The sequence below is a fragment of the Vibrio cyclitrophicus genome (genome assembly GCA_023206055.1).
GTDB classification, from domain to species: domain Bacteria; phylum Pseudomonadota; class Gammaproteobacteria; order Enterobacterales; family Vibrionaceae; genus Vibrio; species Vibrio cyclitrophicus_A.
Map to the genome: position 1 here is coordinate 1,949,432 of CP065366.1, position 12,760 is coordinate 1,962,191.

7 protein-coding genes are annotated in these 12,760 nt (G+C 43.1%); all 7 read right to left on the bottom strand.

From position 1 onward, the window contains the following. Positions 1–228 precede the first annotated feature (228 nt). On the bottom strand, positions 229–5,070 hold the full coding sequence (locus tag ITG09_08805) for an NAD-glutamate dehydrogenase (GenBank protein UPR50826.1): 4,842 nt from the start codon (positions 5,068–5,070) through the stop codon (positions 229–231). Between the two features lie 228 nt (positions 5,071–5,298). Continuing rightward, positions 5,299–5,517, bottom strand: coding sequence for a DUF2835 domain-containing protein (locus ITG09_08810; protein UPR50827.1), 219 nt, complete (start codon positions 5,515–5,517; stop codon positions 5,299–5,301). Between the two features lie 221 nt (positions 5,518–5,738). Next, a complete protein-coding gene (gene pepN, locus ITG09_08815; protein ID UPR50828.1) occupies positions 5,739–8,345 on the bottom strand; it encodes an aminopeptidase N in 2,607 nt (868 codons plus the stop codon). Positions 8,346–8,563: 218 nt separating this feature from the next. Next, on the bottom strand, positions 8,564–9,247 hold the full coding sequence (locus tag ITG09_08820) for a hypothetical protein (GenBank protein ID UPR50829.1): 684 nt from the start codon (positions 9,245–9,247) through the stop codon (positions 8,564–8,566). Positions 9,248–9,524: 277 nt separating this feature from the next. Then, entirely contained in the window at positions 9,525–11,519 is a 1,995-nt protein-coding gene (prc, locus tag ITG09_08825) for a carboxy terminal-processing peptidase (GenBank protein ID UPR50830.1), read from the bottom strand. Positions 11,520–11,536: 17 nt separating this feature from the next. Beyond that, on the bottom strand, positions 11,537–12,160 hold the full coding sequence (gene proQ, locus ITG09_08830) for an RNA chaperone ProQ (GenBank protein ID UPR50831.1): 624 nt from the start codon (positions 12,158–12,160) through the stop codon (positions 11,537–11,539). Positions 12,161–12,257: 97 nt separating this feature from the next. Continuing rightward, positions 12,258–12,749: a GAF domain-containing protein gene (locus ITG09_08835; GenBank protein UPR50832.1), complete on the bottom strand. Its 492-nt coding sequence runs from the start codon at positions 12,747–12,749 to the stop codon at positions 12,258–12,260. Positions 12,750–12,760 lie beyond the last annotated feature (11 nt).

Below are 12,760 nucleotides of genomic sequence, written 5' to 3' on the forward strand. Positions count from 1 at the left end.
TGTAAGGGTAAGATAATCGAGTTTGCTAACGAATGAGGTTCATTATTAAGCAAACGTTACCGTTTCAAGCTCAGATTATCCATTTGGAATATTCTTTATGTCTCAGTCACCAGCTTCAATTACACAGTCGAACTCGTTCAAATAATGAATCGAGCAAAAGCTGTTTAGCCAAACGAAAAAGGCAGACCTAATGGCCTGCCCTTATAGTTTTTCGTTTTTATCTAACGATTAGTCTTTCGACATACAGTTTAGATTCAATAGCATCAATTCACGCAACGCCACTGAGAACTTAGCAAACTCATGAACAGAACCCACTTTGAATTCGTTCAAGATGCTTTCCCAACGATGTAGAGAAACTGAGTTGCTTTCCATCCAGTCATCCAGCGCTTTAATAACATCTATGTCTGAACCACAACCGCAGTTAAGAACTTGGCCAGTTAACTGACGTTGCTGCCAATCCAGATCTTCTCTGAATGCTGCACGAGCCAGCGCTTGCCAGTTGTTGTCTACCGCTTGGCCATTGATTTGTTTCAAGAACCAGTGCAGAGACAAACGATCGCCAAGGTTGAAGTAAAGCTTAGACGCTTGTTGTACCGTTTTACCCGTTTCACGAGCTACTGTGGATATATCCAGTGCTGAGTACAAGCTAGACAAACGAGCCACTGAATTCGCCAGTTCTGCGGTTACACCTTGGTCAATCCATACCTGAGCCATTGCTTGATGCTCTTCTACTTCTGAAGCTACTAGGTTTTCATCCAGTTTCTCAGTAATAGCCACCACATCACCTTGGTACAGTTCAATCAATGCGTTCACTGATTGTTTACCGGTACGGTTTCTTAGCAACCAACGCGCTAAACGACGTAGCGTGCGGCGCACATGGTAAAGCAACTCGTATTGAGCTTCTGAACTTGAGATATTATCCAGTTCACGAATGCTCTTAAGCACTTTGCCCAAACCGTAGATCTCACGAGATGCCGCATAGGCATTCGCAATATCAACAATGTTTGCGCCCGTCTCTTCTTGCAAACGAGTTACGAAGTTACAACCCATCTCGTTAACCATTTGGTTTGCAAGTGCTGTCGCGATGATCTCAGCACGCAGCGGATGGTTATCCATGTGTTGAGAATAGTTACGGCGTAACTCAGTTGGGAAGTATTGCATTAACTGTTGAGCATGGAACTCATCATTCGCAATATCATCACTCACAAGATCTTCTTTCAGTACCATTTTACCGTAAGCAATCAGTACTGATAGTTCTGGTCTTGTTAGTGCTTGGCCTTGCTTCTCACGCTCTAGAAGCGTTTCGTCATCTGGGATGTATTCCAAACCACGATCCAAGTACCCTGCTTTCTCCATTGTGTGGATGAAGCGGATTTGCTCTTTCACTAAGCCAACACCTTGATGCTCAGTAACAGAGATGGACTCAGCTTGACAGTACGCATCATCTAGTACGATTTCGCCCACTTCGTCTTCCATCGACTCAAGCACTTGGTTACGTTGCTTAACAGTAAGATCACCGTTCGACACCAAACCATTCAAGAAGATCTTAATGTTTACTTCGTTATCCGAACAGTCAACACCACCAACGTTATCAACGAAATCGGTATTAACTCGACCACCAGTAAGAGCGTATTCGATACGACCGAGTTGAGTCATACCCAAGTTACCGCCTTCGCCAACAACCTTAGCTTTTAGGTCACGACCATCGATACGTAGAACGTCATTTGCACGGTCACCAACATCAGTATGAGTCTCGTTTGAAGACTTAACATAAGTACCGATACCACCGTTCCAAAGTAGATCAACCTGCATAGACAAGATCGCTTTGATCAAGTCATTCGGCGCCATTGATGCTTTCTTGGTACCCAGCATTTTCTGAATTTCAGGCGTTAGAGAAATAGACTTCGCTCGACGAGAGAAGATGCCACCACCTTGAGAAATCAGGTCTTTATTGTAATCTTCCCAGCTTGAACGAGGCAGATTGAACAGACGATCACGCTCTACCCAGCTTGATGCTGAATCTGGATTCGGGTCAATGAAGATGTGCATGTGGTTAAACGCCGCTTGCATACGAATGTGCTTAGAAAGCAGCATACCGTTACCAAATACGTCACCCGCCATATCACCTACACCAATCGCAGTGAAATCTGTCGTTTGGCAGTTGATACCCATTTCACGGAAGTGACGCTTAACCGATTCCCAACCACCTTTAGCGGTGATACCCATCGCTTTGTGGTCGTAACCGTTAGAGCCACCCGATGCAAATGCATCACCTAGCCAGAAGTTGTACTCGTCAGATACTGAGTTCGCTAGATCTGAGAATGTCGCTGTACCTTTATCGGCTGCAACAACCAAGTACGGATCATCTTCATCATGACGAACAACGCTCTTAGGTGGGATAACCTCACCTTCGATGATGTTGTCTGATACATCTAATAGTGCACGGATGAAGCGCTTGTAACAACGTTGACCTTCCGCAAAAATCTCGTCACGGCCAGACATCATGTGTTGACGCTTACAAACGAAACCACCTTTAGCACCAACAGGAACAATCACGGTGTTCTTAACTTGTTGTGCTTTAACTAGGCCAAGAATCTCAGTACGGAAATCCTCTTGACGGTCTGACCAACGTAAACCACCGCGTGCTACTTTACCGCCACGTAGATGGACACCCTCAATGTCAGGTGCGTATACGAAGATCTCAAATGCAGGAACCGGTGCCGGAATATCTGGAATCTCGCTTGGTCTCATTTTCAGAGCCAGCCAAGGTTTAGACTGCTTGTTCTCGTCTACTTGGTAGTAGTTAGTACGAAGCGTTGCAGTGATCATTTCCATGTAGCGACGAATGATACGATCATCATCCAAGCTTTCTACATGATCCAACTGTTCAGTGATCTTCTTAATAAGATCTTGCTGGCCTTTCGCGCTGCCCTTCAGTTTAGGGTCAAAACGCTTACCGAATAAGCTCACTAACCCTTTTGCTAAATCTGGGTAATGAGACAATGTGTCTTCAATGTATTGTTGACTGAATGGGAAACCCACTTGACGCATGTAACGAGCATAAGCACGTAAGATTGAGATTTCACGGCCAGACAGACCAGCACCCAATACCAAACGGTTGAAACCATCGCTGTCTAATTCACCTGCCCAAATTGCTGCAAAGGCTTGTTGGAAAAGATCGCGAGCTTCACGAAGATCAATGGTCTTGTCGCTCTTGTGCAGCATAGAGAAATCAAGGATCCAATATGTCACACCGTTGGTTTTACGCACTTCATATGGAGATTCACCGATAACGCGCAAGCCAAAGTTTTCAAGCATTGGCATTACATCAGAAAGGTGAATTGGCTCATCACTGTGATAGAACAACTTCAAACGAACGGCTTTAGAATCTGCCGCTTCTTCTTGTGGGCGGTAGAAAAGCATACCCAGTTTGTTATCTTCGCTTAGTGCTTCTAAACGCTCAATATCCGCAACTGCAGAACCTGGCATCATGTCTTCTTTGTACGAACGTGGGAATGCACGCATGTACTCTTTCGACAATGGGAGACCTTTGCTCTCACCGAAGTTTGCAATGATTGATTCAGAGAGGCGGTCATCCCACGTAGACGATACTTCCATTAAATTTTGCTCAATTGTTTTCACGTCCACATCCATGTTGTTGTTATCAACACGAACAATATAGTGCGTTCTCGCCAGTGGGCTTTCAGAGAAGTACGTTGTAAATTCAACCTCTTCTTCACAACCAAAGTACTGCTTCAAGATGCGCTGTGTTTGACGGCGAAGTTCAGTGTTGTAACGATCTTTTGTTACATAAACCATACAGCTGAAGAAACGGCCAAACGGGTCTTTGCGAACGAACAGACGCAGAAGATCACGATCTTGCATTTGAACCACGCCAGTACCCACTTCAAGTAACTCTTCTTCTCGAGCTTGAAGCAGTTCATCACGTGGGTAGTTTTCAAGAATATTATGAAGTGCTTTATAAGAGTATGAACCCTCACGGTAACCACTCGCGTCTAAGATACGCTCTACTTTCTCACGAACTAGAGGAATCGTTTCAACGGTTTGGTTATAAACGGCAGAAGTGTAAAGACCAGTGAAGCGATGCTCACCAATTACCTTACCGTTCTTATCGAATTTCTTAATACCGATGTAGTCATTGTATGCTGGGCGGTGAATGCGTGAAGCCGTGTTGCCCTTCGTTACAATAAGTACATACGGTTTTTTCGCTTCTAAACGTGCCGAGTCAGAAAACTCAGACAGCTTAACGTTACGTACACGATCTGAATTCGCGAACAAACCAAGGCCTTGCTCCTTAGTCGGTTGCAGTTCAGTGTCACCATTTACAGACACAAGGTCGTATTCCTTGTAACCCATAAACGTAAAGTTGTGCTCGCCTAACCAACGAAGGAAAGCTAGCGTTTCATCGAAGCGTTGAGCGTCTACCGGAATTGTCTCTTTTTGCTTTTCAACTTGGTTGGTGACTTCTTTCAGTCTTTCAACCATTTTTAGCCAGTCGTTAACAACAAGGCCGGTATCCGTAAAGATATCCAGCAGTTCTGTTTTAAGTGCGGTCATTTCAGCTTTGCTGCTAAGACGGTCAACCTCAATATGGAAAAGCGACTGGAATGCACCTTCGTTATTGCTAACACCGACAACACTGCCCTTATCTGAGCGAGAGATTTGTGTTGGGTTATGAAGCATAAGGTGAGAAGAGAGGTCGAGGCGAGTCAATGCCATTTTTACAGAATCAACAAGGAATGGGCTGTCTGGAACGACTATCTCAACAATAGTGTGAGTAGACTGCCAACCTTGATGACTTACCGTCGGGTTGAAAACGCGTACAGAGATTTCGTCGGCTTTTTTTTCATTGATGTGATGCCATAAGCTAACTACAGCACCATATAAATCGGATTCGTTTCTCTGAGTCAGATCGTCGTGAGAAACATTACTAAACAAGTGTTGAGCAAGTTGAGTTACGAGAGGTCGATGAGCAAGGTCAAGTTTGTCTTGAATCAGCTTGTAAACTTTTTCAAGTAAAACTGGAACCACAGTTTCACGTGCGGTCATAGTCACACTCCACAATTAGAATTATATTTTATTATTAGGGGGATCACTTAATCGGGTGTTTGAAACGTGCCGTTGAGCGCTTTTCTACTAACGAGTTAAGCAAAGGTAATGCATTCATTTATTGTAAAAGCATTATTGAAAAATAGTTAATTGTTTTGGAGGTGGTAAGAGGTGAAATGTTTGATTATGTGATTAAGATTCCTTTTAACTCACTAGGCACGCCAAGATTTACAGAGCTTCTAACTTAATAAACTTATTTTTTTGGTCAGTTGTCAGCCTAAACTGCCCTCTAACCCCTATTTGTGTAAGAAATGGTCTGAACCGAGTTGCAGGTAACTGTAAACGTAAACCGGTTGTTGTTATCACTTGAACTTTACTTGCGGCGCCAGAATAACTGGCCAAAAACTGCTGATATGAGATGTTAAGTTGGAAAATATAGTGATTCATACGATACCTGTATAAACATACAGTGCCAGTATTTTTTGGCACTTAACGATGTCTGACTTTAAAACTGAGCTTGAAACTGCTCTAGCTTATCGAAAATTCGATAACCCAGAAACAAAAAAATCAGTGGCAGATATTATCTACCACTGATGACTTTTTGTTATTAGTAAACCGTTTGTTAGCAAGCCGCTTATTAACAAACAGTTACGTGAATGAGCGCGAGCTTAAGCCTCTAGTGCTTTCGTTACTTTCTCAAAGAGGTCTTTTGCTAAGTTATCCATGTTCTTCAATGTCTCAAGTTCCTGCTTGATAAGAGCTTGGCGCTCATCATCGTACTTACGGAACTTAAGCAACGGATCGATCAAACGTGATGCTACTTGTGGGTTGCTGCTGTTAAGCTCACGCAAGATTTCGCCTGCAAACTCATAGCCCTGACCTGACTTGTCGTGGAACTGAATCGGGTTCATGTTTAAGAATGAACCGACCAAGTTACGAGTACGGTTCGGGTTTTTCAAACTAAACGCTTGGTGTGACATAGACGCCTTTATAACTTCAAGTGCGTTTGAACTTGGGTTCGTTCCTTGAAGAGCAAACCACTTGTCCATGACAAGACCATCGTGTTTCCACTTGTCGCTGTAATCCGCCATCAAAGTTTCACGACATGGGAGTTGCGCACTGTTCGCCGCGCCCATTGCTGCCATTGTGTCTGTCATGTTGTTCGCTTGCTGGTACATAGCAACAACCAAGTCATTACCCTTTTCAGTATGCGCTAAGTAACTTAAGCAAACTTTACGCAAAGTGCGCTTACCAATCGAATCGTGATCAATCGTGTATTCCGCTAGTGCATTACTGTGGTAAACCGCCGCTAACTCGTCTTCAAGTTCAGCAGCTAGTGTTACTTTCATTGAGTTGAGAACCGATGCGACCGCATCAATGTCAACACGCTCATACCAACCTGATACTTCGTTATGGCTTGGCAATGAAAGCATCTCTGCGATAAAGGCAGGTTCTAGCGAATCACTCAGTAGTACACCACGGAAAGCATCAACCACAGAATCAGAAAGTGCAAACGCTTCGCCTTGTTGAACTTTTTCAACATTGCTGCGGATGTACTTAGCCAATAGCATTTGACCTGCATCCCAACGAGAGAACTCATTGCGTGCATTCACCATCAAGAAAATCAGCTCTTCATCTGAATAGTCGTACTCCAATTTCACTGGCGCAGAGAATTCACGAAGCAGTGATGGGATTGGTTGTTCAGAAACATTGTCAAACACGAAGGTCTGTTCCGCTTCTTTCACATCAAGTACGTTATGAACTGGCTTTCCGTTACATTGTAACTCAACCACATCACCCGAAGTAGTGTACAGTTCAATATCTAGAGGGATATGCAGAGCCTGCTTTTCAGTTTGCTCATGCGTTGGCGCTGTTACTTGGCGAGTTGTTAACGTGTACTGTTTCTTTTCTGCATCGTAGTGGCTTTCAACAGACAACGTCGGCGTACCAGATTGGCTGTACCAAAGGCGGAACTGAGACAGATCAACACCCGATGCGTCTTCCATTGCAGCGACGAAATCTTCACATGTTGCTGCCGTACCATCGTGACGTTCGAAGTACAGCTTCATGCCTTTTTGGAAACCATCTTCACCCAACAATGTGTGGATCATACGGATCACTTCACTGCCCTTTTCGTACACAGTTAAAGTGTAGAAGTTATTCATTTCTATCACTTTTTCCGGACGAATTGGGTGAGACATTGGACTTGCGTCTTCAGCAAATTGTGGCCCGCGAATAATACGAACATTGTTGATTCTGTTTACTGCGCGAGAGCCAAGATCAGACGAGAACTCCTGGTCACGGAATACGGTTAAGCCTTCTTTTAAGCTTAGCTGGAACCAATCGCGACAAGTGACTCGGTTACCTGTCCAGTTATGGAAATATTCGTGGCCAATAACGGCTTCAATACCTAGGTAATCTGTATCCGTTGCTGTTTGGTCGTTTGCTAAAACAAACTTAGAGTTGAATACATTCAGACCTTTGTTTTCCATCGCGCCCATGTTGAAGAAATCAACGGCTACGATCATGTAGATGTCTAAATCATACTCAAGATTGAAACGCTCTTCGTCCCACTTCATTGAGTTAATCAAAGAAACCATCGCGTGGTTTGCGCGGTCGAGGTTACCTTTGTCGACAAATATTTCTAGGTCAACGTTACGACCAGATTGTGTGGTGTATGCGTCACGAAGTACATCGAAGTCACCCGCAACTAAAGCAAACAAGTACGCCGGTTTTGGATGTGGGTCTTGCCATTTCACCCAGTGACGACCGTTTTCAGCTTCACCTTCATCTACACGGTTACCATTGCTTAATAAGAATGGGTTCTCTGCTTTGTCTGCGATTACCGTTGTGGTGAATTTCGCCAACACATCTGGGCGGTCCATGTAGTAAGTAATACGACGGAAACCTTCGGCTTCACACTGAGTACAGAACGCGCCACCCGACTTGTACAAGCCTTCTAGTGCGCTGTTCCCTTCAGGGTTAACTTCGGTAACGATGGTTAGCGTGAATTCTTTTGGAAGGTCATTCAGCGTAAGTTGAGTTTCAGACTGCTCGAACTTCGTCCATTCGTTGCCTTCAACCAAAACAGAAATCAACTTCAAGCCTTCACCATCAAGTACTAATGTCGCGCTGTCTTTCTCCTGCTTAACACTAGAAACAGCCGTAACAATGGATGCTGAGTCGTACAAATCGAAAGTAAGATCGATTTCAGAAATCGTGTGAGATGGTGATTGATAATCTTTACGATACTTGGCTTGAGGTGTATGTGCCATGACGGGTTCCTTTTGATCGTTATACGTAATTATTTTTTAACTGTATATATCTAAAGGTTGAGCGCCAATAAAACAAGGGGAATATTAAAAAAAGGAGGCATTGTAGGAAAATGCCTCCATGTTTTGCTATTTTATCAATCAAATCAGACAGGAACGGCTAAGAAATGAACTGTGCACAATATTATCAACGAGTACGACTTTAATGCTAAAACTCACAATTATCGGATGCGATTGAGCACCGCAAACATATCTCCCTCTTCACCTTGCAGCGTTAACACATCGCTGTTCAGTGTATATCGAGTACCATGTTCACCGTTCTCATAAAGTAACACTAGCTGGTCGCCTTCGGTGTAATACACACCGCGACGAATGACTTCACCGCCTTCTTCATCGGACACTCGAAACATGAATATGAAGTCTGGTTGAAGAACCAAATCCATTTTTTGAATGTTACTCGCACGTAAATCGCTTCCAGACAGTTCGGCACTTGACCAGATTCCCGCCAAAGCATTTGGTAAGGCCTTCGTAAACATGACACCGTTGAGATTCAGCATGTTGTGATTACTGCTATATGCGTAAACCTGAGGCTCAGAGGTGTTCAAACCCAAAATAATGGTGTCTTCGTTGGCATTATACAAACCTTCCCAATGATCCACACTGTAATCTTTCTTTTGAATATCAATAGAGAATGAGTAGTTTGAGTCGAGAGTCAGCTTGATTGCTCTAAAGTTTTCAGTACCTTGCTCAGGATCAGGATTCATCAAATACCAATCGCCGAGCAGCAAAGGAAGGTCAAAATGGGATAGATTACTATCACTTTTTGATTGTTGGCTACTCGAAGCGACCTCACTCCCAAAAGCCACAAAACTTAAACAAGATAAAAATAGTAGAATCCATTTCATAAGCGTCCCCCTCGTTTTCTTTAAGCTTAGGCACGTAATGATTAGAAAGCGAAAAAATATGATCTAAGTCACTAAATTTTAAGTGCGAAGTAACTTAAATGTCATTGTTCGACGAAAAATCGAGCTAAATGACCTTGAATATTGAATGTTCTTTGCGACAATCTCAACGGTTACAATCAGATATTCCTGTCAAATTATAGACACAAAAAAAGCGAGCCTAAGCTCGCTTTTCAAATAGTACATCTTTGAACAATCACCTTTTTAACAGGCGTTTGCTCTATTTCTTAATCATATCTAGCATGATAGCAACAGATTCATCAAGATAAGCATCTGGGGCTTCGTAGTCTTTTGGAATATCATCCAACGTTTTAAATGCCTCTAACTTAGCGGCTTTTTGACGTTGGTTAATACGCTCTAGACGAAGCACATCCGCATCATCACTCTCTTGTTGACGAACCTTTTCATTCAAAGAAAGGTCGTTGTCGTCTTTATCAGCCTTATATTTTTCAATATCTTGCGCGATAAAGCCAAATTCCATGTCTGTTGCGATACGAGCTTGGTGTTTTGCCGTCAACGCTGCGATTTGCTCATCGTTACGCTGTAACACCGAGTACTTCGCTTTATCAATACTGTCCCAAGGAAGAGCGTTGTCTTCAACACTTTCACCCGTATCTGCAGGATCAATTGGCGTTGGGTAAGCAATATCAGGCACTACACCTTTGTTTTGCGTACTACCACCATTGATTCGGTAGAATTTCTGGATTGTGTACTGAACATAGCCCAACTCTTTATCGAACAAATCATAAATATGATTCAAAGAGCGATGCTGTTGCACCGTACCTTTGCCGAAAGAGTTTTCACCCAAGATGATTGCACGACCGTAATCTTGCATTGCTGCTGCAAAGATTTCAGATGCCGAAGCACTGTAGCGATTCACCAATACCGTTAACGGGCCTTGGTAACTGATTTGGCCATCAGTATCACTGTTCACTTTGACACGACCGTAGCTATCACGAACTTGAACAACTGGTCCCTCTTTGATAAACAAACCAGAGAGTTCGGTTGCTTCAGTCAGTGCACCACCACCGTTGTTTCGAAGGTCAACAATAATACCTTCAACACCTTGCTCTTTAAGCTCAGTGATCAGTTTATCGGTATCTTTAGATAGACCAACATAGAAACTTGGTACTTCGAGTACACCAATCTTCTTGCCATCTTTCTCGATAACTTCTGATTTAACAGCGCGGTCTTCTAAACGAATCTTATCGCGTACAATTGTGACAACGTGACTTTTTGCATCTTTACCGTCTGGCAAGATCTGTAGCTTAACTTTAGTCCCTTTCGGTCCTTTAATTAATTGCACTACATCGTCTAAACGCCAGCCGATAACATCGACAATCTCTTCGCCATCTTGACCAACGCCAACAATACGGTCGCCATCGCTCAATTGTTTGCTGTTTGACGCAGGGCCACCAGCAACTAAAGATCGAATAACGGTGTAGTCGTCTGTCATCTGAAGTACAGCACCAATACCTTCTAGAGATAGGTTCATCTCAGATTGGAATTGCTCTGCATTTCTTGGAGAAAGGTAACTGGTGTGGGGATCAACTTCACGCGCAAATGCGTTCATGTAGATTTGGAAAGCATCTTCGTTGTGCGATTGCGTAATACGCTTCATCGCATTGTTGTAACGCTTTTCCAAAACTTCTTGAATCTCTGGCCACTCTTTACCAGTAAGTTTTAGATTCAACGCATCGTATTTAACGCGTTTCCTCCAAAGCTCATTCACTTCAGCGATATCTTTTGGCCACTCTGCTTCACTACGATTGAGCTCAATACTTTCATCGGTATCAAACTTAATCTCAGTATCTAGCAAAGACAATGCATATTGAAAACGTTCAAAACGCTTCTGCATAGACAAATTATAAACATCGAATGCAATCTGGTTATTGCCAGCTTTCAGTTGATCATCAATTTGTGTAGATGACGCAGCGAAAGAGTCAATATCAGCTTGAGTGAAGATATTACGATTATAATCCAGCATCTCTAAGTAACGATTAAAGATAGCTTGAGAGAAATCATCGTTGAGATTGAAGTGTTTATAGTGAGAACGAGTAAATCTAGAAGTAACACGTTTACTAGCAGTTTCGTGTTGGACCTCAGGAGCGAGTAGAGGTAAATCGTCCTGATCTAATTTGGCTTCGAGAGCCTGAGCTGAAGCTGCTAGCCAAAAGCTAGCAGCAATCAGTGTCAATTTTGAACGGCATTTCATGCGTAGGAGTATCTCCTTTAAGCGCGCAAGTGCTCCGCTTTAACAACCATTTGTAGGCCGTTTGCTAACTGAACACGCACATCTTCCTTATTGATTTCAACAATGGTCGCAGCCATGTTTCCTGTACCCATGTTCACATTTACTTCTTTGCCAGCGATGAATTCATCGGCGTTCAAAGCGCGTGTTTCTACAGGCTTTTCTACTTTTGGTGCTTTAGGCGCTTGACGACGAGGCTGTTGAGCTTTCTTCGCCTTAGTTTTCGCTTTGCCTTCTTCACGAGCTTTTTGTGCTTGTTCTTTACGACGAGCCTGAACTTTCGCTTTGCTTTCTGCAAGTGTAGCTTTAGCGTGTTCTACGTGCTCTTCTTCTAATGTGCCACATGCGTTGCCGTCTAGGTCAACACGATCTGCGCCAGCTTTTACGCCGTGCAGGTAACGCCATGATGATGTGTACTGTCTTAACGCTGCACGAAGCTGAGTCTTACTTACTTTTTCGTCTTCATTTAGACGTTCAGCAAGATCTTGAAAAATACCAATTTTAAGTGGTTTTGCTTCACCTTCTAGAGTAAAGCATTTAGGGAAACATTCAGCAACATATGCGATAACTTCTTTGCTGTTTTTTAACTTTTCAGTGTTTTCCATGTGGGTTCCTGGTTTTTGCGGTTTTCCGCGAGCATTAAGAAAATATTTTTACGTATTATAGAGAGATGCTTGGGAAAAACCACAGTAAGAGAATAATTTATGCTTTGTTCGCGTGCGAATTAAGCACCTTTTCCACTTCAGCCATAAAAAATGTCAATCCGTCTTCATCAATTTGAGAAAAACGACCAACATTTGGGCTATCGATATCAAGAACGCCCGTTATTTTTCCGCCAATCGAGAACGGAATAACGATTTCTGAGTTACTCGCGGCGTCACAAGCGATGTGACCTTCGAACTCATGAACATCATGAATGCGCTGAACTGTATTCGTCGCAACCGCAGTTCCACACACACCACGCCCTACCGGAATTCGCACACAAGCAGGTTGACCTTGGAAAGGACCCAGTACAAGTTCGTCTTTTTCCTTAGCCTGGTCCTGCTTCATTAAATAGAAACCCGCCCAGTTCAAGTTATCCAATTCCATGAATAATAATGAACTGATATTAGCAAGATTAGCAGTTAGATCGGTTTCTGATTCAATTAATGCAACGGCTTGTTTGGTTAAGCGTTGGTAATGTTCTATTTTCATATTAACTTCCA